The organism is Streptomyces sp. NPDC007084 (assembly GCF_040703595.1).
GTDB lineage: Bacteria > Actinomycetota > Actinomycetes > Streptomycetales > Streptomycetaceae > Streptomyces.
Window position 1 is genome coordinate 62,584 of the sequence record NZ_JBEYFY010000029.1, and the last position, 26,388, is coordinate 88,971.

General features: G+C 72.6%; 24 protein-coding genes and 1 riboswitch. Of the genes, 11 read left to right on the forward strand and 13 right to left on the reverse strand.

Annotation, left to right across the window (positions count from 1 at the left end; genetic code table 11):
* Positions 1-123 precede the first annotated feature (123 nt).
* Positions 124-1,152, forward strand: coding sequence for a 6-phosphofructokinase (locus AB0912_RS22715; protein WP_366702519.1), 1,029 nt, complete (start codon positions 124-126; stop codon positions 1,150-1,152).
* 219 nt (positions 1,153-1,371) lie between these two features.
* A complete protein-coding gene (locus AB0912_RS22720; protein WP_366702521.1) occupies positions 1,372-2,367 on the forward strand; it encodes a 2-hydroxyacid dehydrogenase in 996 nt (331 codons plus the stop codon).
* Here the strand turns inward: AB0912_RS22720 and AB0912_RS22725 are convergent.
* Both AB0912_RS22725 and AB0912_RS22730 read right to left on the reverse strand, forming a co-directional pair.
* Positions 2,319-4,295 carry an anthranilate synthase family protein gene (locus tag AB0912_RS22725; RefSeq protein ID WP_366702523.1) on the reverse strand — a complete coding sequence of 659 codons (1,977 nt, stop codon included), beginning with the start codon at positions 4,293-4,295 and terminating at the stop codon, positions 2,319-2,321. The genes AB0912_RS22720 and AB0912_RS22725 overlap by 49 nt on opposite strands.
* Before the next feature lie 108 nt (positions 4,296-4,403).
* Positions 4,404-4,460 (reverse strand): trp operon leader peptide, encoded by a 57-nt coding sequence (locus tag AB0912_RS22730; protein ID WP_366702591.1) that lies wholly within the window; start codon positions 4,458-4,460, stop codon positions 4,404-4,406.
* A gap of 224 nt (positions 4,461-4,684) precedes the next feature.
* Here AB0912_RS22730 and AB0912_RS22735 point away from each other — a divergent pair, with 224 nt between their 5' ends.
* The 3 genes from AB0912_RS22735 to AB0912_RS22745 all read left to right on the forward strand — a co-directional run bounded on the left by AB0912_RS22735 (position 4,685) and on the right by AB0912_RS22745 (position 7,910).
* A complete protein-coding gene (locus tag AB0912_RS22735) occupies positions 4,685-5,899 on the forward strand; it encodes a glycoside hydrolase domain-containing protein (RefSeq protein ID WP_366702525.1) in 1,215 nt (404 codons plus the stop codon).
* Positions 5,900-6,052: 153 nt separating this feature from the next.
* On the forward strand, positions 6,053-7,405 hold the full coding sequence (locus AB0912_RS22740; protein WP_366702527.1) for a class II 3-deoxy-7-phosphoheptulonate synthase: 1,353 nt from the start codon (positions 6,053-6,055) through the stop codon (positions 7,403-7,405).
* 187 nt (positions 7,406-7,592) lie between these two features.
* On the forward strand, positions 7,593-7,910 hold the full coding sequence (locus tag AB0912_RS22745; protein ID WP_366702529.1) for a (2Fe-2S)-binding protein: 318 nt from the start codon (positions 7,593-7,595) through the stop codon (positions 7,908-7,910).
* 33 nt (positions 7,911-7,943) lie between these two features.
* On the opposite strand, the gene bfr is transcribed toward AB0912_RS22745, so the two are convergent.
* Positions 7,944-8,423, reverse strand: coding sequence for a bacterioferritin (bfr, locus tag AB0912_RS22750; protein ID WP_366702531.1), 480 nt, complete (start codon positions 8,421-8,423; stop codon positions 7,944-7,946).
* A 157-nt stretch (positions 8,424-8,580) separates the two neighbouring features.
* On the opposite strand from bfr, the gene AB0912_RS22755 reads away from it, so the two are divergent.
* On the forward strand, positions 8,581-9,213 hold the full coding sequence (locus AB0912_RS22755; RefSeq protein WP_366702533.1) for a sulfite oxidase-like oxidoreductase: 633 nt from the start codon (positions 8,581-8,583) through the stop codon (positions 9,211-9,213).
* 2 nt (positions 9,214-9,215) lie between these two features.
* Here the strand turns inward: AB0912_RS22755 and AB0912_RS22760 are convergent, their stop codons facing one another.
* The 5 genes from AB0912_RS22760 to thiO form a co-directional block, all read right to left on the reverse strand.
* Complete coding sequence (locus AB0912_RS22760) at positions 9,216-10,085, reverse strand: deoxyribonuclease IV (RefSeq protein ID WP_366702535.1); 870 nt, start codon at positions 10,083-10,085, stop codon at positions 9,216-9,218.
* Positions 10,086-10,186: 101 nt separating this feature from the next.
* Positions 10,187-12,127 carry a Stk1 family PASTA domain-containing Ser/Thr kinase gene (pknB, locus tag AB0912_RS22765; RefSeq protein WP_366702537.1) on the reverse strand — a complete coding sequence of 647 codons (1,941 nt, stop codon included), beginning with the start codon at positions 12,125-12,127 and terminating at the stop codon, positions 10,187-10,189.
* Positions 12,128-12,264: 137 nt separating this feature from the next.
* Entirely contained in the window at positions 12,265-13,059 is a 795-nt protein-coding gene (locus AB0912_RS22770; protein ID WP_366702539.1) for a thiazole synthase, read from the reverse strand.
* A gap of 2 nt (positions 13,060-13,061) precedes the next feature.
* Positions 13,062-13,262, reverse strand: coding sequence for a sulfur carrier protein ThiS (thiS, locus tag AB0912_RS22775; protein WP_366702541.1), 201 nt, complete (start codon positions 13,260-13,262; stop codon positions 13,062-13,064).
* Entirely contained in the window at positions 13,259-14,425 is a 1,167-nt protein-coding gene (gene thiO, locus AB0912_RS22780) for a glycine oxidase ThiO (protein WP_366702543.1), read from the reverse strand. Before thiO ends, thiS begins: the two co-directional genes overlap by 4 nt.
* Positions 14,423-14,535: riboswitch (TPP riboswitch) on the reverse strand. It overlaps the preceding gene by 3 nt.
* 188 nt (positions 14,536-14,723) lie before the next feature.
* Between thiO and AB0912_RS22785 the strand changes: the two genes are divergently transcribed.
* From AB0912_RS22785 to AB0912_RS22805, 5 genes are all read left to right on the forward strand, one after another.
* Positions 14,724-15,956 carry an FAD-dependent oxidoreductase gene (locus AB0912_RS22785; protein WP_366702545.1) on the forward strand — a complete coding sequence of 411 codons (1,233 nt, stop codon included), beginning with the start codon at positions 14,724-14,726 and terminating at the stop codon, positions 15,954-15,956.
* 76 nt (positions 15,957-16,032) lie between these two features.
* Entirely contained in the window at positions 16,033-16,404 is a 372-nt protein-coding gene (locus AB0912_RS22790) for an Rv2175c family DNA-binding protein (protein WP_366702547.1), read from the forward strand.
* Positions 16,405-16,494: 90 nt separating this feature from the next.
* Positions 16,495-17,154 carry a thiamine phosphate synthase gene (gene thiE / locus AB0912_RS22795; protein ID WP_366702549.1) on the forward strand — a complete coding sequence of 220 codons (660 nt, stop codon included), beginning with the start codon at positions 16,495-16,497 and terminating at the stop codon, positions 17,152-17,154.
* A gap of 801 nt (positions 17,155-17,955) precedes the next feature.
* Positions 17,956-18,879 (forward strand): methylenetetrahydrofolate reductase [NAD(P)H], encoded by a 924-nt coding sequence (gene metF, locus AB0912_RS22800; protein WP_366702551.1) that lies wholly within the window; start codon positions 17,956-17,958, stop codon positions 18,877-18,879.
* A 55-nt stretch (positions 18,880-18,934) separates the two neighbouring features.
* Positions 18,935-19,945: a hypothetical protein gene (locus tag AB0912_RS22805; protein WP_366702553.1), complete on the forward strand. Its 1,011-nt coding sequence runs from the start codon at positions 18,935-18,937 to the stop codon at positions 19,943-19,945.
* Between the two features lie 190 nt (positions 19,946-20,135).
* Here AB0912_RS22805 and AB0912_RS22810 read toward each other — a convergent pair whose 3' ends face one another.
* The 5 genes from AB0912_RS22810 to AB0912_RS22830 form a co-directional block, all read right to left on the reverse strand.
* Positions 20,136-21,647: an NAD(P)/FAD-dependent oxidoreductase gene (locus AB0912_RS22810; RefSeq protein ID WP_366702555.1), complete on the reverse strand. Its 1,512-nt coding sequence runs from the start codon at positions 21,645-21,647 to the stop codon at positions 20,136-20,138.
* A gap of 86 nt (positions 21,648-21,733) precedes the next feature.
* Positions 21,734-22,372 carry a DUF4126 domain-containing protein gene (locus AB0912_RS22815; RefSeq protein WP_366702557.1) on the reverse strand — a complete coding sequence of 213 codons (639 nt, stop codon included), beginning with the start codon at positions 22,370-22,372 and terminating at the stop codon, positions 21,734-21,736.
* Between the two features lie 358 nt (positions 22,373-22,730).
* Positions 22,731-23,357, reverse strand: a complete 627-nt coding sequence (locus AB0912_RS22820) for a TetR/AcrR family transcriptional regulator (RefSeq protein ID WP_366702559.1) — start codon at positions 23,355-23,357, stop codon at positions 22,731-22,733.
* Positions 23,358-23,392: 35 nt separating this feature from the next.
* Positions 23,393-25,477 (reverse strand): YhgE/Pip domain-containing protein, encoded by a 2,085-nt coding sequence (locus AB0912_RS22825; protein ID WP_366702561.1) that lies wholly within the window; start codon positions 25,475-25,477, stop codon positions 23,393-23,395.
* Positions 25,449-26,288 carry an ATP-binding cassette domain-containing protein gene (locus tag AB0912_RS22830; RefSeq protein ID WP_366702563.1) on the reverse strand — a complete coding sequence of 280 codons (840 nt, stop codon included), beginning with the start codon at positions 26,286-26,288 and terminating at the stop codon, positions 25,449-25,451. Before AB0912_RS22830 ends, AB0912_RS22825 begins: the two co-directional genes overlap by 29 nt.
* Positions 26,289-26,388 lie beyond the last annotated feature (100 nt).

Genomic DNA, 26,388 nt, shown 5'->3' on the forward strand with positions numbered 1-26,388 from the left:
TTCGGGTGATCAGTACTGATCAATCACCGGACAATGCACCGGAATTGACCATCCGCACCATCCCGGAGTGACGTGGGTCACCTTTAGCGTGAGTCCATCAGCCCATCGGCGAAGGGACTTTCCATGCGGGTCGGAGTACTGACCGGAGGCGGCGACTGCCCCGGGCTCAACGCCGTCATCCGGGGCATCGTCCGCAAGGGCGTACAGGAGTACGGCTATGACTTCGTCGGCTTCCGGGACGGATGGCGGGGGCCGCTGGAGGACGACACGGTCCGGCTGGACATCCCCGCCGTCCGGGGCATCCTGCCGCGCGGCGGCACCATCCTCGGCTCCTCGCGCACCAACCCCCTCAAGCAGGAGAACGGCATCCGCCGGATCAAGGAGACCCTGGCCAAGCAGGACGTCGACGCGCTCATCGTGATCGGCGGCGAGGACACGCTCGGCGTCGCGGCCCGGCTCGGCGACGAGTACGGCATCGACATCGTCGGCGTGCCGAAGACCATAGACAACGACCTGTCCGCCACCGACTACACCTTCGGGTTCGACACGGCGGTCGGCATCGCGACGGAGGCCATCGACCGGCTGCACACCACCGCCGAGTCCCATATGCGCGTCCTGGTCTGCGAGGTGATGGGCCGCCACGCCGGCTGGATCGCCATCCACTCGGGCTTGGCCGGCGGCGCGAACGTCATCCTCATCCCCGAGCAGCGCTTCGACGTCGAGCAGGTCTGCGCCTGGGTGACCTCGCGCTTCAAGGCGTCGTACGCGCCGATCGTGGTCGTCGCGGAGGGCGCGATGCCCAAGGACGGCGACATGGTCCTCAAGGACGGCACCCTGGACTCCTTCGGGCATGTGCGGCTCTCCGGGGTCGGCGAGTGGCTGGCCAAGGAGATCGAGCGGCGCACCGGCAAGGAGGCCCGCACCACCGTCCTCGGGCACGTCCAGCGCGGCGGCACGCCCAGCGCCTTCGACCGCTGGCTCGCCACCCGCTTCGGCCTGCACGCCATCGAGGCCGTCCGGGACGGCGCCTTCGGCTCGATGGTCGCCCTGCGCGGCACGGACATCGTCCGCGTCCCCATCGCCGAGGCCACCGCCCGCCTGAAGACGGTCGACCCCAAGCTGTACGAGGAGGTCGGCGTCTTCTTCGGCTGACGGCGGCACCCTCCGCTGTCTGCGCGGCGGCACCCGTCCGCCGACTCCACCGGGACATTCGTCCCGTCCGCTGTCTTACAGCGGGACTCGTCCGCCGACTCCAGCGGGACATCCGTCCCGTCCGCGGCTTCGCGGCGGCACCCGTCCGCCGCTGCGACCTGGGGGTATGGGCCGTATATTCGGGCTTCGGCCCATCACCCTCCAGAACGGGAGCAGCCGGTGGAGATCCTGGCGTTCGGCGTCCAGTCCGACGAGAAGCCCCTGATCGAGAAGGCCTTCGCCGGACGCCACGAGGTCCGCTGCCTCGACGTCTTCCTCACCGAGGACACCGCGCCCATCGCGGCGGGCCACGAGGTGATCTCCACCAGCGTCAACTGCGGCCTGGGCAACCGGGTCCTGCAGACCCTGGCGGCCGGCGGCACCCAGCTCGTCGCCCAGCGCTCCACCGGGTTCAACAACATCGACCTCGACGTGGCCGAGCGCCTCGGCATGACCGTCGCCCGCGTCTCGTACTACTCGCCCTACTCGGTCGCCGAGTTCGCCTGGACCCTCGGCATGGCCGTCAACCGCCGGGTCGTCCGGGCGGCGAACCGCACCCGCGACTTCGACTTCCGGCTCGACGGCCTGATGGGCCGGGACATGCACGGCCGCACCGCGGGCGTCCTCGGCACCGGGAAGATCGGCGAGGCCTTCACCCGGATCGCCCACGGCTTCGGCATGCGGCTGCTCGGCTGGGACGTCGCCGAGAACCCCGCCTGCGTCGGACTCGGCATGGAGTACGTCACCAAGGAGCGCCTTCTCGCCGAGTCCGACCTGGTCAGCCTGCACGTCCCGCTGATGCCGCAGACCCGGCACCTGATCGACGCCGAGGCCCTGCGCACGATGAAGGACGACGCCGTCCTGGTGAACTCCAGCCGCGGCGGCCTCATCGACAGCCTGGCCCTCGTCGACCAGCTCCGCGAGGGCCGCTTCACCGGCGTGGGCCTCGACGTCTACGAGGCGGAGGCCGGGCTGTTCTTCCTCGACAAGTCCCTCGAAGCCATCGAGGACGACACCCTGGCCCGCCTGGTCACCTTCCCGAACGTCCTGGTCACCTCGCACCAGGCGTACTACACCGCCGACGCCGTCGGCCAGATCGTCGACGCCACCGTCCGCAACGTCGTGGACTACACCGAGGGCCGCCGCTCGGAGAACGTGCTGGTGCCCCGGAGCTGACCCACCAGCTCCCGGACGACCGCCGCGCCGTTCAGGCTCAGCACCGACTCCGGGTGGAACTGCACACCGGCGAAACCGGGACCGCGCAGCGCGTGCACCTCGCCGTTCGCCGCCCGGCTGACCTCGACGCCGTGCGCCGACAGTTCCACCAGCGCCTCGTCGTCGCAGCGCGCCGTGAAGCTGTTGTAGAAGCCGACGGTCTCCGCCCGCCCGAACAGGTCGACGACGGTCTGCGCCCCTTGGTACGGCACGTCCTTGCGGGCGATCTCAAGGCCCAGCTCGGCCGCGATCAGCTCGTGTCCGAGGCAGACGCCGAGGACGCCGTCCCGGTGGTCCCGGATCACCTCGGCGGTGAGCGCCCGCAGGAACCGCATCTTGGGGTCCGTGAGGTCGGAGGGGTCGCCGGGGCCGGGCCCGAGGACCACCGGTCCCCGGTGCGCGAGGACGGTCTCCCGCAGCCCCGGCTCGTCGTAGCGGCGCACCGTCACCTCCAGCCCGGCCGACCGCAGCACATGCGCCAGCATCGCGGTGAAGGTGTCCTCGGCGTCCACCATCAGCGCGTGCCCGGTCAGTTCCGCCGACCGCTCCTGCATCCGCAGCCAGAACGGCGCCAGCGCGGCCCGCCGGCCGTCCAGCGAGGCCCGGACCCGGGGATCGTCGCCGAGCCGCGGCGGCTCGCCGTCCGAGCGCCCGGCGCGGGGGCGCACCCCGAGTGCCGTCAGGACCCCGGCCGCCTTCGCGTGTGTCTCGGCCACCTCGCCCGCCGGGTCCGACCCGCGGACGAGGGTGGCGCCGACCGGCACCCGCAGCCGTCCGTCCGCGTCGATGTCGGCGGTCCGGATGAGGATGGGGGAGTCGAGGGTCTGCGCCCCACCCGAGCCGCCCGTTCCACGGGCGCCGCCCACGCTGCCCGCCCCGGCGGAGCCGCCCGCCCCACCGGAGCCGTCCGCGCCGCCGGAACCGCCGTCGCCCCCGTCCCGTCCGAGCAGGGCCAGCGCACCGGCGTAGTAGCCGCGCCCGCCGACCTCGTGCCGCTCGATGACCCGGCAGGCGTTCTGCACGGGCGAGCCGGTGACCGTCGCCGCGAACATGGTCTCCCGCAGCACCTCGCGCACGTCCAGCGAGGACCGGCCCCGCAACTCGTACTCGGTGTGGGCGAGATGGGCCATCTCCTTGAGCCGCGGCCCGACCACCACCCCGCCCCTGTCGCCGACGGTGCACATCATCTTCAGTTCCTCGTCGACGACCATCGAGAGTTCCTCGATCTCCTTGCCGTCGGAGAGGAACGCGAGCAGGTCCTCGGCGCTCGGCCCGCCGGCCGGGTAGCGGTACGTCCCGCTGATCGGGTTCATCACCACCGTCCCGCCGGACATCCGGACGTGCACCTCCGGGCTCGCCCCGACCAGCGTGCGCTCCCCGGTGTGCACGACGAACGTCCAGTACGCGCCCCGCTCGCCGACCAGCAGCCGGCGGAACAGCGCCAGCGCGTCGGCCCGCCCGAACCCCGGGATGCGGCCCTCGTAGGTCCGCCGGATCACGAAGTTCGCGCCCTCGCCGCGCCCGATCTCCTCGCGCAGCACCCGTCCGACGATCTCGGCGTACTCCTCGTCACCGACGTCGAAGCCGCCGCCCTCGACCCGCACCTCGTGCGCGGGCAGCTCCTCCAGCGCCTGCCCGAGCGGCAGTTCGTGGCGCTCCTCGGGGACCAGCACGGCGAGCGGCGTGCCGTCGTCGCGGACGTCGAAACCGCGCTCGCGGATCTGCCGGAACGGGATCAGCGCGAGACATTCGCCGGGGAGGCCGGCGAGGTGCTCCACCTCGCGGACCGGGCCCAGCAGCAGTTCCACGACCTCGTGGTCGCGGCCGGGGGTGCGGCGGCGCAGCAGGGCGAAGGGGCGGGGATCGTCCAGCAGGTCGGACAGCTTCACGGGTGGTCCTTCTCTCGGATGCGTGCGATTCGGAGAGGAACGACCCGGGTCCGCGAACACCGAAGGCCGCCCCTCGGGCGGCCTTCGCGACGTGTGTGGAACGCGCAGTCAGTGGGCCGCCGGATGAGCGGTCCACCACCAGTTCTGGTTCATAGGCGCGAACATGCGCCGCACCCTACCCGACGATCCGGGGCGGGCAACAGCGTGAACCACCTCCGCGTGGCGTTCCGCGGAGCCGGTCACCGGCCATGGATGGCCAGACGGACCGAACAGACCGAACCGGCCGAGCCAAGCGAACCGGCCGAGCCGGCCGAACCCACCGAGCCGGCCGAGCCGGCCGAACCCACCGAACCGACCGAACCCACCGAACAGACCGAGGAGCGCCCCGCATGCCCCCAGCCCGCTCACCGCGGACCCGCCGCACCGCCGCCCGCACCCTGACCGTCTTCCTCGCGGCGGCCACCCTCGCCGCCGGGCCGCTCGGCACCGCGCGATCGGCCCCGTTCCCCACCGACTCCGAGGACGTCACCCAGGTCGCCTACCGCGGTCACGCCTTCACCATCCCCGCCTCCTGGCAGATCGTGGACCTGGAGAAACATCCCGACGCCTGCGTCCGCTTCGACCGGCACGCCCTCTACCTCGGCACCCCCGGCGCCAACCAGAACTGTCCGGCGCGTGCCAGCGGCCGTACCGAAGCCCTGCTGGTCCAGCCCGCCGAGGCCACGGACCGCGCCGTCACCGAGAACCCCACCGCCCGCACCTACCGGGCCACCGCCGGCCAGATCACCGTCACCGCTGCCTACGGCTACGACCGCGGCCGTATCCAGGACATCCTGCGCGGCGCCGGCCTGCCCGTCACCGCGACGCCCGGTGCCCCCGCCGAGCGGCCCGCCGTCACCGCGCTGCCCGCCGACGCGACCTCCTTCCGCGGCGAGGGCTTCGACGCCTGCACCGCCCCGAGCCAGTCCGCGATGGACGCCTGGCGCGACAACTCCGTCTACGGGGCCGTCGGCGTGTACATCGGCGGCCTCAACCGGGCCTGCGCCCAGCAGCGCCTGACCGCCGACTGGGTGCGCACCCAGTACAACCGCGGCTGGCGCTTCATCCCGCTCTACGTCGGCCGCCAGCCCTCCTCGGACGGCGGGAGCTGCGGGGGCGGCTGCGCGGCCATCACCAGCCCGGTGTCCCAGGGCACGGCAGCCGCCGACGACGCGGCGGCACAGGCCGCGGCGCTCGGCTTCGGCAAGGGCACGGTGCTCTACAACGACCTGGAGCACTACGAGCCCGGCAAGACGGTCACCGCCCAGGTGCTCGGCTACATCAACGCCTACACCGAGCGCCTGCACACGCTGGGCTATCGCGCCGGCGCCTACGGCAACACCTCGTCCCTGGTCGCCGACCTGATCGCGCACCGCGGCGAGATCACCCTGCCCGACGTGATCCACTTCGCGCGCTGGAACGGCACCTCGACCACCTCCGACGCGTCGATCCCCGCCACCCTGTGGGCCAAGCACCAGCGCATCCACCAGTACGTGGGCGACACCACCGAGACCCACGGCGGCGTGACCATCTCCATCGACCGCGACCGCCTCGACGTCGACTAGGGCAGTCGTTTGGATCATGTGGCGGGTCCGCCCGGTTCCGGGGGCCGCGGCGAGTGTCGTACGGCCGCCCGGAGCCGCGTCGATCGAGCGGGGTTCGTCTCAATTGATGAGCATGTGAAAGGGCGCCCGACACGACCCCGTAATGTTGTCGGGGTGACCGTGAACGCTAAGTCCAGCGCGAGCGCTGGCAACACCTGGCGAGACCTGCCCGCGGCGCAGCAGCCCGAGTACCCCGATGCCGAGGCTCTGCGCGATGTGATCGCGGACCTCGAGTCGTATCCGCCGCTCGTCTTCGCGGGCGAGTGTGACCTGCTGCGCGCCCGGATGGCGTCCGTCGCCAAGGGAGAGGCGTTCCTTCTCCAGGGCGGCGACTGCGCCGAGGCCTTCGACGCCGTGTCGGCCGACCAGATCCGCAACAAGCTCAAGACCCTGCTCCAGATGGGCGCCGTCCTCACGTACGCGGCCTCCGTGCCGGTCGTGAAGGTCGGCCGGATCGCCGGCCAGTACTCCAAGCCGCGCTCCAAGGGCACCGAGACCCGCGACGGCGTGACCCTGCCGACCTACCGCGGCGACTCGGTCAACGGCTTCGAGTTCAACGAGAAGGCCCGCGTCCCGGACCCCGAACGCCTGAAGCGGATGTACAACGCGTCCGCCTCCACGCTCAACCTGGTGCGCGCCTTCGCCACCGGCGGCTACGCCGACCTGCGCCAGGTGCACGCCTGGAACCAGGACTTCGTGAAGTCGTCCCCCTCGGGCCAGCGCTACGAGCAGCTCGCCCGCGAGATCGACAACGCGATGAACTTCATGCGGGCCTGCGGCACGGACCCGGAGGAGTTCAAGACCGTCGAGTTCTACGCCTCCCACGAGGCGCTGCTCCTCGACTACGAGTCGGCGCTGACCCGCGTCGACTCCCGTACCGGACACCTGTACGACGTGTCGGGTCACATGGTGTGGATCGGCGAGCGCACCCGGCAGCTCGACGGGGCGCACATCGAGTTCGCCTCGAAGATCCGCAACCCGATCGGCATCAAGCTGGGCCCGACGACGACGGCCGAGGAGGCGCTCCAGTACATCGAGCGGCTCGACCCCGACCGTGAGCCGGGCCGGCTGACCTTCATCGTCCGGATGGGCGCCGACAAGGTCCGCGACAAGCTGCCCGAGCTGGTCGAGAAGGTCACCGCCTCCGGCGCGACCGTGGCCTGGGTGACCGACCCGATGCACGGCAACACCTTCGAGGCGGCCTCGGGCCACAAGACCCGCCGCTTCGACGACGTGCTGGACGAGGTCAAGGGCTTCTTCGAGGTCCACAAGGGACTCGGCACGCACCCGGGCGGCATCCACGTCGAACTCACCGGTGACGACGTCACCGAGTGCGTGGGCGGCGGCGACGAGATCTTCGTCGACGACCTCCACCAGCGCTACGAGACGGCCTGCGACCCGCGCCTGAACCGCAGCCAGTCCCTGGACCTGGCCTTCCTCGTCGCCGAGATGTACCGCGACCAGTAGCGGGCCGGACGGTACCGGCGCCGGTAACAGACCGGCGTCCGAGGCGCCTGTTACCAGCGCGAAGGGTGGGGCGCGGATCACATACGATCCGCGCCCCACCCCACTTTTATGGCTCCGGAGCGCCGGGTAAGGTTAGGTTAGCCTCACCGATTAACGGGACGGCGTGCCCCATCCATTTCGGCGGGAGGTGAACCGCGTGTACGTCTGCAGTTGCTTCGGGATCACCGAACAGCAGGTCAAGAAGCACGCGGCGGACGGCGCCTGCACTCCCCGCCAGATAGCGTCCGCCTCCAAGGCGGGCACGGACTGCGGGTCGTGCGTCCGCCAGATCCAGGCACTGCTCGGCCGGGGCACCTGCCCGCGCCGTCAGCTCGCCGACCAGGGCATGCCGGTGCTCGCCGAGGTCCGCGCCGCGGACGGGACGGCGCAGCGCGAAGCCGCCCTGCACGAGGCCGTCCTCCAGGAGAGCGCCGCGCACGAGACCGCGGGCCGCGAGGCCGCGTAACCCGGTCCTCCCGCTCGCCCGGCGGTGCTCCGGCTAGCTCTCCGGCTGCTCGATGAGCTGCGCGATGTAGAGCGCCTCACCGAGCTTCTCGATCAGTTCGAGCTGGGTGTCGAGATAGTCGATGTGGTGCTCCTCGTCCTCCAGGATCGACTCGAAGATGTTCGCGGACGTGATGTCGCCCTTCGCCCGCATCACCTCGATCCCGCGCCGCAGCCGGTCGATCGCCTCGACCTCCACCTGACGGTCGGCCTGGAACATCTCCGTGACGGTCTGCCCCACCCGCACGTGGAAGAGCCGCTGATAGTTCGGCAGGCCGTCCAGGAAGAGAATGCGGTCGGTGAGCACCTCCGCGTGCTTCATCTCGTCGAAGGACTCGTGCCGCGTGTACTTGGCGAGCTTCGTCCAGCCGAAGTTCTCCTGCATCTTCGCGTGCAGGAAGTACTGGTTGATCGCCGTCAGCTCGCCGGTCAACTGCTCGTTCAGGAATTCGATGACCTCGGGGTCGCCCTGCATCGCAGAGGCTCCTTCCAAGCGGGGGGACTGGGCAGGTTGCGCCGCATCTTTGCACCGGCCACCGAAAACCGTCCAGTAAGTGCACGCTTAGTAGCAGTTGCCCGAATCCCCCGTCGGCTGGTCATGGGCACCGTCCCCGGTCTGTCAGGATGGAGGCATGGGTCAGCCGGCAAAGAGAGAAACGGGAGAAACGGCACTGTCGGAGCTTCCGCCCGGACAGCGACTCCAGCGCGGATGGCCGGTCACCCACTACGGTCCCGTCCCCAAGTTCCGCCCCGAACGCTGGGAATTCCGTGTCTTCGGGGCCACCGCCGACGGCGAGAAGCACTGCTGGACCCACGAGGAGTTCACCGCCCTCCCGTACGCCTCCGTCGTCGCCGACCTGCACTGCGTCACGAAGTTCAGCATGCTCGGGGCCGAATGGGGCGGCGTCCCCGCCCGGACGATCCTGGAGATCGCCCCGCCGGCGCCCGCCGTCACCCACGTCATGGTGTGGGCCGAGTACGGCTTCAGTTCGAATCTGCGCCTCGCGGACTTCGCCGCCGAGCGCACCATCTTCGCCACCCACAAGGACGGCGAACTGCTCACGGCCGAACACGGCTTCCCGCTGCGCCTGGTCGTCCCGCAGCTCTACGCGTGGAAGGGCCCCAAGTGGGTCCGCGGCGTCGAGTACATGACGGCCGACCGGCGGGGTTTCTGGGAGGAGCGGGGCTACCACAACGTCGGTGACCCCTGGCGCGAGCAGCGCTACTCCTACCAGGAGGAACCCGGGGACGGCCCCGAGCTCTGAGGTCAGCCGTCCCGGAGCTTCTTCAGCCGCTCGACGTCCGCCGCGTGCCCCTCCTTGCCGCCGGGCGTCTCGATGATCAGCGGGACGCCCTCGGTGGCGGGGTGCGTCATCAGCGCCCGGAACGGGTCCTCGCCGATGTGACCGGAGCCGATGTTCTCGTGCCGGTCCTTGTGCGCGCCGACGACGTCCTTCGAGTCGTTGGCGTGGATCAGCCTGAGCCGTCCCTCGCCGACGGTGTCGACCAGCAGATCGAGGGTCTGGTGCATGCCGGCCGGGCCGGTCAGGTCGTGGCCCGCCGCGAAGATGTGGCAGGTGTCCAGGCAGACGCCCAGCTTGGGATGGGCGTCCAGCGCTTCGAAGTACGGCCCGAAGTCCCAGGTGCGCGAGCACAGGGAGGCGCCCTGGCCGGCGGTCGACTCCAGCAGCAGGTACGGGTCGTCGTCGTGGGTCAGCTCGTCCAGCAGCGGCAGCAGACGCGCCCGCACCTGGCGCAGGGCGACGGACCGCTCCCGGCCGCCGGTGGCGCTCCCGGTGTGCACGACGACGCCGAGCGCGCCGATCTCCCGGCCCCGGCGCAGCGAGTGCCGCAGCGACTCCACCGACCTCTCCACGGTGGCCTCGGTGTGCGACCCGAAGTTGATCAGATACGGGGCGTGCACGTAGGCGGGGATCGACTCGGCCGCGCAGGCGGCGCGGAACTCCTCGTCCTGCTTCGGGTTCCCGGCGGGGGTCGCCCAGCCGCGCGGATTGGCGACGAAGACCTGCACGGTCTCGGCCGCGAGGTCACGGGCGTAGGACAGGCCGACGGAACTGAGGCCGCCGGCCACCGGGACATGGCCGCCGACGGGGTTGCGGAGCTGCTTGCTGGTCACGCCCACCAGGGTGTCACGCGCCCCGAACCGCCCCGAGGGCGGTCTCGGGTCCTCCGGCCGGCCGGGGGACCGCCGCCTGGTTGAGCCGGTCGGCTCCGGGCTCAGCGGATCCGGATGGTGATCGTCGAGCCCTTCGGGGCGGTGTCGCCGCCGTCCACCGACTGGCCCTTGACCGTGTCGCCGAAGAGGCCGAGGAGACCGCGGTCCTCGTCCACCTCGAACCCGGCGTCCTTCAGCTTCCGCTTGGCGTCGTCCACGCTGTCGCCCACCACGTCGGGGACCTCGACCATCTCGGGTCCCTTGGAGACCGTCAGCGTCACCGTGTCGCCCGTGGCGGCCTCGCGTCCGGAGTCCGGCGACTGCCGGGCGACCTGGCCCTTGTCGAACTCGGAGTTGACCTGCGTCTGGGCGATCTTCACCTTCAGGCCGGCGTCCTCCAGGTCCGCGGTGGCGTCCTCGACGGACGAGCCGGTGACGTCGGGCACCTCCACCGGGCTGCCCTTGCTGACGACCAGCGCGATCGCCGAACCGGCCCGCCGCGAAGTGCCCGTGTCCGGGTCGGTGCCGATCACGGAGCCGCGCGGGACGTCGTCGCTGAACTCCTTGGTGACCATGCCCGCGGCGAGCCCGGCGTCCTTCAGCTCGGCCTTCGCCTTGTCGAGCGCGACACCCGACAGGTCGGGCACCTTCACCGTCTCCGGGCCGTCCGACACGGTCAGCGTCACGGAGTCGTTGTTCCTGATCCGCTCGCCGACCCCCGGGTCGGTGCCGATGACGCTGCCCCGCTTCACGGTGTCGCTGTAGGCGTGCTTGACCTGCCCGACGTCCAGCCCGGCGCCCTTGAGCCGGTCTCTGGCCTGCTGCTCGGTCTGCGTGAGGACCGGCGGGACCTTGGTGAACTGGCCCGAGTTGATGTACCAGACACCGGAGCCCACCCCGAGCACCAGCACGACCGCGGCGATGACGAACAGCATCCCGCGCCGCGGACGCCGGCCCGGCGGCCGGGCCGGCGCGTCCGGCGGGGCCTGGAGGTAGCCGGTGCTCTCGAACCGGGCGGTCCGGTTGACGCCCGCCTCGTCCTCGTTCACCGGCAGCGGGCGCTGCATCGACAGCGAACGCGGGATCACGCTCGTACGGTCGTGGGCGTTGTCGTGGCCCACCGCGAGCGCGCCCGGCGGCACGGCGTCGAGCTGCTCGGCGGTGAGGGCCGCGCGGGCTTCGAGGACCCGGCCCAGCAGCGCCACCGCGTCGGCGGGGCGCGCCTCGGGGTCGCGGGCGGTGGAGGTGGTGACCAGCTCGTCCAGCTCGTACGCCATTCCCGGCACCGTGGCCGACGGGGGCGGCACGTCCGCGTGGAGGTGCTGGTAGAGGACCTGGGCGGGGGAGTCCCCGGTGTGCGGCTTGGCGCCGGTGAGCATCTCGTGGAGGACGACCCCGCACGCGTACACGTCGACGCGGGGATCGGCGGTGCCGTGCTCGATCTGTTCCGGCGCCAGGTACGAGACGGTGCCGAGGACGGCGCCCGTGGTGCTCGTCACCGTGTCCACCCCGCGCACGAGTCCGAAGTCGGCGACCTTGACCCGGCCGTCGTCCCCTATGAGGACGTTCTCCGGCTTCATGTCGCGGTGCACGAACCCGGCGCGGTGCGCGGCGCCGAGCGCGGCGAGCACCGGCTCCAGGATGTCGAGCGCGGCCCTCGGCTGGAGCGCGCCGCGCTCGCGCAGCACGTCACGCAGGGTGCAGCCGGCGATGTACTCCATGGCCAGGTAGACGTACGACCCGTCCGTCCCCTGGTCGAAGACCTGCACCACGTTGGGGTGCGCCAGCCGGGCCACCGACTTGGCCTCGCGGATGAAGCGGTCGACGAAGGACCCGTCGGCGGCCAGCGCCGGGTGCATCACCTTGAGCGCGACCACCCGGTCGAGGCGGATGTCCAGGGCCCGGTAGACCGTGGCCATCCCGCCGACCGCGATCCGTGCGTCCACGCGGTAGCGGCCGTCGAGCACGTGTCCGACAAGCGGGTCCTGAAGGGTCGTATCCACGCAGGTGAGTCTACGAGCCGCCACTGTCGGACCGTCCCGTTCGGCCGATACCGGGGCACGACTGCGACCGACCTGTGACGCGCACCGGCCGCGCGGACGTCGTCCGGGCCGGTCGGAAGGCCGGCCCGGACGGCCGGTCAGAAGGCCGGCCGCTCCGGGTCCAGGGCCGCCATGCCCTCGGTGGGGGAGGAGGCCTCGGCGAAGTGCCGGCGCGGGATGCGCCCCGCCCGCCGGGCCAGGCGTCCGGCCTCCACCGCGTGCCGCATGGCCTCCGCCATCAGCACCGGCTCCTGCGCCCGGGTCACCGCCGAGGCGAGCATCACCCCCGCGCAGCCCAGCTCCATCGCCAGGGCCGCGTCCGACGCCGTACCGGCCCCGGCGTCCAGGATCACCGGCACGCGCGCGTGCTCCACGATGAGCTGGAAGTTGTGCGGGTTGCGGATGCCGAGCCCCGAGCCGATGGGCGAGCCGAGCGGCATGACGGCCGCGCAGCCGACGTCCTCCAGCTTGCGGGCGAGGACCGGGTCGTCGTTCGTGTACGGCAGCACGGTGAAGCCGTCGTCCACCAGGGTCTCGGCGGCGTCCAGCAGCTCGACCGGGTCGGGCAGCAGGGTGCGCTCGTCGGCGATGACCTCCAGCTTGACCAGGTCGGTGCCGAGCGCCTCGCGGGCGAGCCGGGCCGTCAGGACGGCCTCGCCGGCGGTGTAGCAGCCGGCCGTGTTCGGCAGCACCCGGATGCCGAGGCGGTCGAGCACCGACAGCACCGAGCCGTGCACCGACGCGTTCACCCGCCGCATCGCGACCGTCGTCAGCTCCGTGCCGGACGCCACCAGGGAGCGCTCCAGGGTGTCGAGACTGGGCGCCCCGCCCGTGCCCATGATCAGCCGGGAGGTGTAGGTCGTCCCCCCGAGGACGAAGGGGTCGTCGGCCATGGTCAGCCTCCTTGTACGGCGGTGAGGACCTCGACGCGGTCGCCCTCGGCCAGCGGGGTGGACGCCCACTGACCGCGCGGGACGACGGTCTCGTTCAGCGCGGCGGCCACCCCGGAGGGAGCCGGGGTGAGGGCCGCGACGAGGGTGCCGAGAGCGGTACCGGCGGCGATCGCCTTCCGCTCTCCGTTGACGACGATGTTCATACGGGCTGCTCCGTGCGGGCGGTGGCGGCGAACCGCCTGGGGGAGAAGGGGCGGGCTTCCTCGGGCAGTTCGCCGGTGGTCAGGACATGCGCCATGGCGTCGCCGGTGACCGGGGTGAGGAGCACGCCGTTGCGGAAGTGGCCGGTGGCCAGCAGCAGCCCGTCCAGGGCGGTCGGGCCGAGCAGCGGGGCATTGTCGGGCGAACCGGGGCGCAGTCCCGCGCGGGTCTCGGTGAGCGGCAGCTCGGTGATGCCGGGCACCAGCTCGTGCGCGTCGCGCAGCAGCTCGTACACGCCGCCCGCCGTCACCGTGGTGTCCCAGCCCAGCTCCTCGCTGGTCGCGCCGACGACGAGTTCGCCGTTCTCGCGGGGCACCAGGTAAAGGTGGCCGCCGCGCACCACGGCCCGCACCGTGCGGCTCAGGAACGGCGCGTACCGCTTCGGCACGGTCAGCCGCAGCACCTGTCCCTTCACCGGGCGCACCGGCGGCAGGACCTCGTCGGGGACGCCCGCGAGCCGCCCGCTGAGGCTGCCCCCGGCCAGCACCACCTGGCCCGCGCCGAGTCCGGTGCCGTCCGCCGTGACCACACCGGTGGCCCGGTCCCGTACGACGGTCAGGCGCTGCGCCCAGCTCCGGTGGACGCTCACCCCGGCCCGCTCGCACGCCGTGACCAGGGCGGCGGCCAGGCGCCGGGGGTCGATCTGGTGGTCGCCGTCGACCCGCAGGCCGCCGCGCACGCCGGGGGCCAGCATCGGCTCCAGACGGCGGCACTCCCGGCCGGTCAGCCACTGCGACTCGAGTCCCGAACGGCTCTGCAGCGCGTGCAGTTCCCGCAGATGGGCGCGGTCGTCGGCGTCCAGCGCGACGGCCAGCGTGCCGCACCGGCGATAGCCCAGGTCGTGGCCGGCCGCCTCGGTGAGTTCGGCCACGAAGTCCGGATAGCGGCGCGCGGAGGCGAGGTTGAGGCCGAGCAGGGTCTCCTCGCCGTAGTGCAGCTCGGTGACGGCCGCGAGCATCCCGGCCGCGACCTGCGCGGCCCCGCCACCGGGCTCGGGGTCGACGAGCGTGGTGGTGAACCCGCGCTGCGCGGCCCGCCAGGCGGTGACCAGGCCGATGATCCCGCCCCCGATGACGAGGACGTCGGACGGACGTGTAGGCGACATGGGCGTCCAGCCCCTCCCTTCGCCGGCATGACCCGGATCAGGTTCGTACGGTCGGAGGCCGCCCAGCCTCCCTCTCAGCCCGGTGCGTCCGGGCTCCCGCGAGTGCTTTACGGTCGCCACCCTAGCCCGCCCCCACAGCGGCCCGTAAGGGAGCCTCCGCCGACGCACCCGCCCCCGGGGAGCCGGGGACGGACGCGGGGTGCCGGGGTGGCCGCGCACGGCCCGACCCCGCGGCTGTGCAGCAGATCACCGAGCACGTCCGCTGACTGACGGTTTGTCAGGTGTCTATGGTGATCAGGTGAGCGAGCAGACGCAGGCGAAGGCACAGGGGTCCACCGCGCGGCGGGCCGTCGTGGTGGGCGCGGGCATGGCCGGGGTGCAGACCGCGGTCGCCCTGCGCGAACAGGGCTTCACGGGCACCGTCACGCTGATCGGCGCGGAGCCCCATCAGCCCTACGACCGGCCACCGCTGTCCAAGGCCGTCCTGCTCGGCAAGGCCGAGGGCTCCGCCTTCGACGTCGACTTCACGGCCCTGGACATCGAACTGCGGCTCGGCCTTGAGGCGCTCGGCCTGCGCGCCGGGGACCACGAACTCGACACCGCCGCCGGGCCCGTCCCGTACGACGTCCTGGTCGTCGCCACCGGCGCCGAACCGATCCGGCTGCCCGGCGCCGAGGGCGTGCCCGGCGTGCACCTGCTGCGCACCCTGGACGACGCCGACCGGCTGCGGCCCGTGCTCCTCGCGCAGCACGACATCGTGGTCGTCGGCGCCGGCTGGATCGGCGCCGAGTTCGCCACCGCCGCGCGCGAGGCGGGCTGCGCGGTGACCGTCGTCGAGGCCGCCGACCGGCCGCTCGCCGCCGCGCTGCCCGCCGAGGTGGCCGCCCCGATGGCCGCCTGGTACGCCGACAGCGGCGCCACCCTGCGCACGCGCACGCGCGTGGAGCGCGTCGAGGACGGCGCCGTCGTCCTGGACGACGGCTCCCGGGTCCCGGCCGGCGCGGTGGTCGTCGGCATCGGCGCGCGGCCCGCGACCGACTGGATCGCCGGCTCCGGCATCGCCCTCGGCGCCGACCGCGAGATCCTCGCCGACGACCACCTGCGCACCTCCCTGCCGGACGTCTACGCCGTCGGCGACTGCGCCTCCTTCCCCTCCGGCCGCTACGAGGACCGCCTCCTCGTCCACCACTGGGACAACGCCCTCCAGGGCCCCCGCACGGTCGCCGCGAACATCGTCGGACAGGCGCCCGCCGCCTACGACCCGGTGCCGTACTTCTGGTCCGAGCAGTTCGGCCGCTTCGTGCAGTACGTCGGCCACCACACGCCCGCCGACACCCTGGTCTGGCGCGGCGATCCCGCGGGCAGCTCCTGGTCGGTGTGCTGGCTGCGCGAGACACGCCTGGTCGCCCTCCTGGCCGTGGGCCGCCCGAGGGATCTCGCCCAGGGCCGCCGGCTCATCGAGGCGGGCGCGGGCATGGACCCGCTGCTGCTCGCGGACCCGTCGAGGCCGCTGAAGACGGCCACCCTCTAGGTCCCGCGGGCGTCCGTCTCCCCAGGTCGGACGCCCGTGGCTTCCGACTGTCGGTCCAAGATGGCAGGCTTGTCCCGTGACCGAGATTGACGCAAAGATCGATGCTCTCGTCCCCGAGTGGCTCACCCTCCCCGACATCGCCGAGCAGTTCGGCGTCGAGGTGACGCGTGTCCGGCAGCTGGTCAAGGACGGCCAGCTCATCGCCGTACGCCGTGGTGAGAACCGCGCGCTGCACGTCCCCGCCGCCTTCATCGACGGGAACGAGCAGAAGGTCGTCAAGGGCCTGGCCGGCACCCTGACGCTCCTGAGGGACGACGGCTTCTCCGACGAAGAGGCCCTCGAATGGCTCTTCACCCCCGACCCGAGCCTGCCCGGCACCCCCGCGCAGGCGCTGAGCGAGAATCGCGGCACGGAGGTGAAGCGCCGCGCCCAGGCGCTCGCCGTCTGACCTGACCAGACAGTCCGGCGCACGGGCCGCGGCGGCCGGGACCACCCCGGCCCGCCGCGGCCCGCGCACCGATCACGGGGGGACCCACGCATGCCCGAAACAGCCGCCACGTCCGCGCGCGCCCGGCTCGCCGACGCCCGCCTCTACCTCTGCACCGACGCCCGCAGGCGCCAGGGCGACCTCGCCGACTTCCTCGACGCGGTCCTGGCCAACGGGGTGGACATCGTGCAGTTGCGGGACAAGGGCATGGAGGCGGCGGAGGAGCTGGAGCACCTCCAGGTCGTCGCGGACGCCTGCGCCCGGCACGGCAAGCTCCTCGCGGTCAACGACCGGGCCGACGTCGCCCACGCGATCGGCGCCGACGTGCTGCACCTGGGCCAGGGCGACCTGCCGGTTCCCGCCGCCCGCGCCATCCTCGGCGCCGACGTGCTGATCGGCCGCTCCACCCACTCCGCCGCGGAGGCCGAGGCCGCCGCCGCGCAGGACGGCGTGGACTACTTCTGCACCGGCCCCTGCTGGCCCACCCCCACCAAGCCCGGCCGCCACGCCCCCGGCCTCGACCTGGTCCGCCACACCGCCGCCCTAGGCACCACCCGTCCCTGGTTCGCCATCGGCGGCATCGACCTCCCCCACCTCGACGAGGTCCTGACGGCAGGCGCCCGCAGGGTGGTGGTAGTCCGAGCCATCACCGACTCCCCCGACCCCGCGTCAGCGGCATCAGAATTCGCCAAGCGCCTAAAGGAGGCATAGCCCTCCCCAGGGGCGCGGGGAACGGCGCGCCCAGCCCCCACCGGCAGACGGCAATCCAGCAACCGCGAGCAGGCCGGGGGGCGCAGTCCCGGAACCCCGGGGCCCTCCCAGGGGCGCGGGGAACGGCGCGCCCAGCCCCCACACCGGGACGGCAATCCAACAACCGTGAGCAGGCCGGGGGGCGCAGCCCCAGGGGCGCGGGGAACGGCGCGCCCAGCCCCCACACCGGGACGGCAATCCAGCAACCGTGAGCAGGCCGGGGGGCGCAGCCCCGGAACCCCGGGGGCCTTCCAGGGGCGCGGGGAACTGCGCGCCCAGCCCCCACACCGGGACGGCAATCCAGCAACCGTGAGCAGGCCGGGGGGCGCAGCCCCGGAACCCCGGGGCCCTCCCAGGGGCGCGGGGAACTGCGCGCCCAGCCCCCACACCGGGACGGCAATCCAGCAACCGCGAGCAGGCCGGGGGCGCAGCCCCGGAACCCCGGGGCCCTTCCAGGGGCGCGGGGAACGGCGCGCCCAGCCCCCACGGCGGGACGGCAACCCAGCAACCGTGAGCAGGCCGGGGGGCGCAGCCCCGGAACCCCGGGGGCCCTTCCAGGGGCGCGGCCAGCCCCCACACCGGGACGGCAATCCAACAACCGAGCGCAGGTCAGGGGGCGCAGCCCCGGAACCCCGAGGGACCCGGCGGGCGAAGCCCGGGAACGCCCCCCACCCCTGTCCGAGGGGTGGACAAGAACCCGGCAGACAAGACAATTCCCCCGCTTCGGTTGGGCCCCGGCCCCCCGCTGGCTAACCTGCGACTATGGCCCTCGGATCTGCCTCCACCAGGACTGACCGCGCACGCACCGTGCGCGACATGCTCGCGACCGGCAAACAGACGTTTTCCTTCGAGTTCTCCGCCCCCAAAACCCCCAAGGGTGAGCGGAACCTGTGGAACGCCCTCCGACGGGTCGAGGCCGTGGCCCCCGACTTCGTCTCGGTGACCTACGGAGCCGGCGGCTCCACCCGGGCCGGCACGGTCAGGGAGACCGAGCAGATCGTGCTCGACACGACCCTCACCCCGGTCGCCCACCTCACCGCCGTCAACCACTCGGTCGCGGAACTGCGCAACATCATCGGGCAGTACGCGGACGCCGGCATCCGCAACATGCTGGCCGTGCGCGGCGACCCGCCGGGCGACCCGATGGGCGACTGGGTGCCGCACCCCGAGGGCCTGACCTACGCCGCCGAACTCGTGCGCCTCATCAAGGAGTCGGGCGATTTCTGCGTCGGTGTCGCCGCCTTCCCGGAGATGCACCCCCGCTCCACGGAGTGGGACCTCGACGTCTCCCACTTCGTCGACAAGTGCCGCGCGGGCGCCGACTACGCCATCACCCAGATGTTCTTCCAGCCGGAGTCCTACCTGCGCCTGCGCGACCGCGTCGCCGCGGCCGGCTGCGCGACCCCGGTCATCCCCGAGATCATGCCGGTGACGAGCGTGCGCATGCTGGAGCGGCTCCCGAAGCTCTCGAACGCCTCGTTCCCGGACGCCCTGAAAGAGCGGATCCTCACAGTCAAAGACGATCCCGCGGCTGTACGCTCCATTGGCATCGACTTCGCGACGGAGTTCTGTGCCAGGCTGTTGGACGAGGGAGTCCCCGGACTGCACTTCATCACCCTGAACAACTCCACGGCGACGCTGGAAATCTACGAGAACCTGGGCCTGCACCACCCACAGCGGGCCTAGACCGGTCGCACCCGCGTACGACAGACTGCGTGCGGCCACTGGGAGAGGGGCGTACATGGGCTTGACGGTCCTCTATCTTGCCTTCGGCATCGTCGCACTGTGGCTGCTCGGCGAGGTGCTGTTGCAGTACAAGGCGCGGCTGCGGTTCCGGCTGCTCGCCTTCGTCGGCTTCCTGGGGGTCGTGCTCGGTGTCCTGATGCACTCCGTCGTGGTCATCGGCCTGGGCGCGATCGCGTTCACCGTCGGCCAGACGTATGTGACCCTCTCCTTCCGCAAGGGCTTCGCGCAGGGCTGGGCCATCAACGGCCGCCCCACGCAGGACGGTCCGGGCAAGCCCGCGAAGCCCAGCAAGCGCCGCCGCGGCGAGCAGGACTCCGATGACCCGTCGAACCCGTCGGACCCGTCGCAGGAGGCCGCCGGACCCGACGCGACCGGCGAGGCGTCCTACGGGCTCGACGACCCGTACGCCGCCGAGGACGACGTGTTCACCCCCGCCCAGTCCGACCGGTTCATGCCCCCGGGCGCCGGCGAGCCCACGGCCGCCGAGTCCACCGCGGTCTACGAGCCGCAGCCGCTGCCCGAGGACACCGGCTCCTACGGCGTGTACGACGCGGGCGCCTACGCGGCCGCCGCCGACCAGTCCTACACCGGCGCCCCCCAGGACCAGCAGGCGTACGCGGCGACGGCCCAGCCCCAGGACCAGCAGGCCTACGCCTACGACGGCTACACGGGCTACGACCAGCAGCAGTACGGCTACGACACCGGCCAGCAGCAGTACGCCGCCTACTCCGACCCGTACATCGGCACCCAGACCTACACCGGTGCCTCGTACGACACCACGGGCTACGGCGACCAGCAGTACGCGCAGCAGGGGTACGGCCAGGAGCAGTACGGCAACGGCACGTACGGCGGCGAGACCCCGGCCGGCGGTGTCTGGGTGCCGCAGCAGCGCGACACCGACGAGACCTACGGCGGCGAACTCCCGCCGGAGCAGCAGCAGTACCCCTACCAGGGCAACGGGAACGGCAACGCGGGCACGGGCTACGACGAGCAGTACCGGTACTGACCGCGGTACCCGTACCGGCTCCGGCTCCGACACCGGCACCCGTACCGGCTCCGACACCCGCACCCGTACCGGCCCCGGCACCCGTACCGCCCGGCACCCGGCGCGCGCGGGCGCCTCCCGGCACCGAGGCCCGGCCCGGCGACCGCGGTCACGGAGGCCACGGTGAGCCCTGGAAGCCCGGTCACCGAGGTCACTGCGAGCCCCGGAAGTCCGGTCCCTCCACGATCAGTCCCGCCACCAGCGCGCCCGACATGCCCGCGTGCGGCAGGCCGCCGCCGGGATGCGCCCAGCCCCCGGCCGTGAACAGCCCGGGCAGCCGGGTGCTGTTGGCCGGGCGCAGCAGCCGCCCGTCCGCCGCGGCGAGCGCCGGGGCGGGCACCGCGCCTCCCGGGGCGCCGGTCGCCTCCGCGATGTCGGCGGGTCTGCGCACCTCGTGCCACAGCAGCCGCTCCCGCAGCTCCGGCAGGGCCCGCCCGGCGGTGTCGAGGACCCGCTCCACGTCCGCATCGGACACCGGCGCCCCCGAGGGCACCGTCACGGTCAGCGTGACCGCCTCGTGGTCCCCGTCGGGCATCAGGGCCGGGTCGTCCGGGCGGCAGACCACGACGGTCGGCGCCTCGGGCACCCCCGGCCGCTCACCGAAGACCCGGTCCAGCTCTCCGTCCCGGTCGGCGCTGTGGACGACCGTCCGGTGTACGGCGTCCGTGGGCCGGCCGCCGCGCAGCGCGAGCAGGACGGTCAGCCGGGCGGCGCCGGCCGGCCCGGTCTGCACGTCGTCGCCGCCGCGGACCGCCGCCCCCTGAAGGAGACCGTCCAGGATTCCCGGGGCCACCCCGGCGACCACGAAGTCCGCCTCCTCGAACGAGCCGCCCGTCCCGGCGCCGCCCGTGGACACCTCGACGCCGACGGCCCGCCCGTCCTTCTCCACGATCCGCCCGACCGGCGTCCCGAACCGGAACTCGACCCCGCGGGCCACGCACCGCTCGTACACCGCGCGCGCCAGCTCCCGGACACCGCCGCGCACGTACCAGATGCCGAAGGCGTGCTCCATGTACGGCAGCACCGCGGCGCTCGCGGGCGTGACGCGCGGGTCGAGGCCGTAGGCGAGGGCGTGGCTCTCCAGGAGGGCCGCCAGACGGGCGTCCCGCAGCTCCCAGGCGGCGACCTCGGCGAGCGTGCCGGCCCGGCGGGTGCGCAGCAGCCTCTTGTGCGGCACCGACGGATAGGGGTCGCGCTCGGCCAGCACCCGCCAGTTGGGCCACAGGGGCTCCTCCAGCAGCGGTCTGCGCGCGCGGTCCCATGCCTCGCGGGCCCGCACCAGGAAGTCGCCCCAGCGCGCCCCCGCACCCGCGCCGAGCGCTTCGTCCAGCGCGGAGAGCACCCCCGCGCGCGAGGCGTTCGGCAGAGAGACCTCGGTGCCGTCGGCGAACAGGTGCCGGGCCGACGGGTCGACCTGCACCAGGCCGACGCACTCCTCCAGCGGCTCCTTGCCCGTCTTGACGAACAGATCGCGGTACACCGCCGGCAGCGGCAGCAGGGCGGGGCCCGTGTCGAAGGCGAAGCCGTCCCGCTCGAAGCGGCCCACCGAACCGCCGTACGTCCCCGCCCGCTCGAACACCACCACCCGGTGGCCCGCGACGGCCAGCCGGGCGGCGGCCGCCATCGCGCCCATCCCGGCGCCGATCACCGCAATCCGTCCCATGCCGGCGACTTTATCGGCCCCCACCGACAGTCCCGTCCGGAGGGCGGCCCGGACCCGTCCGCCCGAGGCGCCGACGGCCGCCCAGGTCAGTCGCGGTGCACGGGCCCGGTCCGGTCGGGCGGCGGACCGGCGGCCCGCGCGAGGCGTCTCTCCTCGCGGCGCTGCGCCCGGCGGCGCATGAACCGCCGGATGCGCGAGACGAGGAAGTAGACCATCGCCAGGCCGACGGCCAGCAGCACGGCGGCGATGACCGCCGCCGCCTCCGGATGGAACATGGCGAACGTGAGGATGCCCGCGACCCCGAGATCCTCGGCGGTGCTCATCACCAGGTTGCTGAACGGCTCCGGCGAGGTGTTGATCGCCATCCGGGCCCCGGCCTTGACCGTGTGGCTGGCCAGCGCCGTCGAACCGCCGAGCACACCGGCCCACAGGTCCGAGACGGAACCGCTCTGCCCGGCGAGGAGCGCCCCGACCCAGGCGCCCGCGGCGGGCCGGATCACGGTGTGCACGGAGTCCCACACCGAGTCGACGTACGGGATCTTGTCCGCGACCGCTTCGAGGAGGAACAGCACACCGACGGTGATCAGGATCTCGGGGCGCTGCAGTGTCTCCGGGACCTCGTCGGTCAGCCCGGTCGCGCCGAAGACGCCGAGGAGCAGCACCACCGCGTACGCGTTGATGCCGCTGGCCCAGCCGCTGGTGAAGACCAGGGGGAGTACGGACACGGACGCGATCGTAGCCACTCGGCGCGCGCCCGTCCTGGGCATCCGTGCGCAGGCCTGAGTATCCGTACCTAGACACGCAGATGAGTACGCGCACGGATGGGGCCCGACCTGCGGGAACGAGAGAGTGGGGGCACGGAGAGGGGCGCGGCTCCGGCACCGCCGACACGGGGCGGCGGAACGGAGGACGCGCCCTTGGCCGCTCCTTCCGCCGACGGGCTCGGCGGAAGCGAGGCACGGGGGAACCCTGGCGGACGACCGAACGGGGTCTCGACCAGGACCGCACGGGGGAGCACGACGGAGCGCCGGTTCGCATGGCCCGCGGGGGACGCGGCCACCGCGGACCGGCGCTCTCGTGTGTTCAGCGGTGGCCGCCGACCCGTCCCTGGAGGAGCAGGGAGAGCGCCGCGTGGACGTCGTCCAGGGAGCGCTCCGGCTGGAACGCCTGCCAGTCCAGCGCCGCCACCAGGACCATCCCGACCAGCGCCGCCGCCGTCAGCGGGATGTCGATCTCGTCGCTGAGTTCGCCCTCGGCGACCGCGTCGCGCAGCACGCCCTCGACGACCGCCACCGCCTGCTGCCGGACCACCATCAGCGTGGACTGCCAGGCCCGGTTGGTGCGCCACAGTTCGGCCACGTAGAGCTGGGTGAAGGCGGGGTAGCGGTCGATGAAGACGAGACCGGCCCGGATCATCGAGTCCAGCGCGTCGATCCTGCTGCCGCCGTCCCGCGCGGTGCCCTCGGCCGCCTCCCGCAGCGAGGCGGTGAGGAGGCCCACGCCGTGCCGCAGCAGCTCCTCGAAGAGGACCGACTTGCTCGCGAAGTTGTAGTAGACGGTGCCCTTCGCGACGCCCGCGCGTTCCGCGATCTCGTCGACCGTGGTGGCGGAGAAACCCTGTTCGGCGATCAGGGTGACGGCCGCCTCGTAGAGCTTCTGCCGGGTGGCCTCGCGCCGGCCGCCGCCCGCCGTGGTGCTGCTGCTGTCCATGGCCCCGATTCTCACAGGAGCGCCCGCGCGCGCGGTCACAGGCTCAGCTCCGGGTGCAGCCGGTCGAGGGTCCACACCTGCCGGCGGTGGGCCGACAGGGCGGTCAGCGCGAGGGCCGCCGCGGTGAACGCCGACAGGACGGCGCAGGCCAGCCAGACCGGCCCCAGGCCGCCTCCGGTGATCAGCCGGCGCAGGGCCTCGACCACGTAACTCATCGGCAGGAAGGGGTGGATCGCGTTGAAGAACCCCGGGCTGGTCTCGACGGGATACGTGCCGCCCGCCGAGGTGAGCTGGAGCATCAGGAGCGCGAGGACGAGGATCCGGCCGGCCGCGCCGAAGCGGGCGTTCAGCCACTGCACGATCGCCGCGAAGCAGGCGGCGACCAGGAACAGGAAGCCGACCGTGCCGGCCGCGCGGACCATCTGGAGGCCGATCGCCCAGTGCAGCACCGCCATCAGGGCGGCGGTCTGGAGGACACCGACGGCGGCCACCGGCAGCCAGCCCGCGAGCGCGATCCGCCACGCCGAGGCGCCCGCCGCGAGCGCGCGCCGGTTCAGCGGCTGGATCAGCATGTACGCCACCATCGCGCCCACCCACAGGGACAGCGGGATGAAGTACGGGGCGAATCCGGTGCCGTAGTTGGGTGCCTTGTGCAGATCCCTGGAGGCCAGTTGGACCGGGTCGGCCATGACGTGGGTCCGCTGGTCGCGGTCGTGCTTGTCGTAGTCGGGGATCTTCCGGGCACCGTCGTGCAGTCCGCCGGCCAGCTTGTCGGAGCCGCCGACGAGCTTGTAGAGACCGCCGTCGAGTTTGTTCGCGCCCGACGTCAGGCGGCCGAGGCCGCCGTCGAGGTCGGTGGCGCCGGTCTTCGCGGTGCCGAGCCCGGAGTGCAGCCGCTTCGCCCCCTTGGCGACCTTCGCGGCACCCTCGTTCAACTTGTTGATCTTGGAGACGGCGTCGTCCAGGTCCTCGGAGAGATGCGGCGAACGGTCGGCGAGCGCCTGCGCCTGCTTCCCCAGCGTCTTCAGGTTCCGGTCCATGGCGGCGAGGTCGCCGTCCTGGTCGTCGATCAGCGTGTTGACGTCGTCGGCGACCGTGACGACGTCGGAGGCCGCCTTCCTGGCCTTCTTCAGCTCGGGGCACGCCGGGTCGGGGACCGGCAGGGTCTCGCACCGCGCGTGATAGACGGCGTCCAGCGCGTCGGACGCCTTGTGCGCCCCCTTGGCGGCCAGTGGAGCCGTCTTCACCAGCGTGTTCAGATTGCGGCGGATCCCCGCCGTCGAGTCCGCGACGAGCTGGGCGGTGTCCCCGATCGACTTCTCGTTGTCCTTCAGGAACGGGCCCACCTCGCCCGCCACCCCGTTGACCTTGTCCGCCAGCCGCTGGGTGCCGTCCGCGACCTGGCGCGAACCGTCCTCCAGGTCACCGGCGCCCGTATTGAGCTTCCTCAGCCCGCCGGCGAGCTTCCCGCTGCCCTTCTTGGCCTCGCCCAGGCCGTCCGCCAGGTTCTTGGAGCCCTTCTTCGCCTTGCCGAGACCGCCGTTCAGCTCGTCGGCCCCCTCGGCCGCCTGGACGGTCTTGCCGTGGATGTCCGAGAACGAGATGAAGATCTTGTCCAGGAACGAGCGCGAGGCCTTCGTGGACGCCGCCGTACGCACCTCGCTGAACACCGTCCGGGAGATCTGCCCGACGATGTAGTTGTTCGCGTCGTTGGTGCGCACCTGGAGGGCGCTCGTCTCGGGAGAACTCCCCGAACTGGACGCGATCCGCTCGCTGAAGTCGCCCGGCATGGTCAGCGACAGGTAGTACGTGCCGTCCTCGATGCCCCGCCGCGCCTCGGCCGCGGTCACCTCGTGCCACTCGAAGGTGTCGCTGTCGCGCAGCCCCTCGGTGATGTCGTCGCCGACCTCGATCCTCTTGCCGGCGGCCGTCGCCCCCTTGTCGTCGTTCACCAGGGCCACGGGTATCCGGTCGAGCCGGCCGTACGGGTCCCAGAACGACCACAGGTAGAGGGCGCCGTAGAGCAGGGGCAGCAGCAGGAGGGCGACCAGCGCGGCCCGGGGGAGCTTGCCCCGGCCGAAGCGGCGGAGTTCAAGAGCGGCCAGTTTCGGCGAGCGCATCGGCCGCCTCCTTGTCGTCGTCTCCGCTGTCGCTGTCGGTGGCGGTGTCCGTGTCCGTGTGGGTGTCCGTGTCGGTGGAGTCGGGGCCGGGGCTGTCGTTCTCGCTGTCCGCCGGTGCGGCCGTGGTGGATACGACGGTGACGCCCTCGGGGGCCTCGCTGCACACCGCGAGGACGGTGATGCCGGAGTCGGCGAGCGAGGCCAACAGGGCCCAGGCCTCCGCGCGTTCGGCGTCCGAGAGCTTCAGGTCGGTGTCGTCGACGCCGAGCAGCCGGGGGCGGCCGATCAGGGCCAGCGCGATGTCGAGCCGCAGCAGTTCGAGCCGTTCCAGATCCCGTACGGCCGTCCTGGACCCCTTGGGGAGCGTCTCCCGGTCGAGCCCGGCGGCGGTCAGCGCGCTGTCGATCCGCAGCCTCGCCTCGCGCGCCCGCTCACCGCGCGGGCGCAGCAGGGAGCGCAGCGAGCCGCCGAACCGGCGCTGCAGCAGGGCCCGTTCGCGCAGGTGCTCCCCGACGGTCAGGGCCGGGTCGAGGTCCGTGACGCCGGGCACGTGCGCGACCGCGCTCACCCGGCGCACCGCGCCCAACTGCTTCGGCAGCCGCCACGCGCCCACCACCGCCGTCCCCTCGGTGGCCTTCATCCGGCCCGTGAGAGCGAGCAGCAGGCAGGTGCGGCCGGAGCCGGACGGCCCCTGGACCGCCACCAGCGATCCGGGCTCCGCCTCGAACCGGACGCCGCGGAACGCCCAGCCGCGTGGCCCTTCGAGCCCGAACTCCTCGGCCGCGACGCCCAGTCCGTGCGGACCGTCCACAGCTTCCCCATCCCCATGTCGAACGCGAACTTTTTGAACTGACTGGTCAGTTCAAAAAGTACTCCGAACCTTCGATCGAAGCAAAACCGCAGGTCAGAAC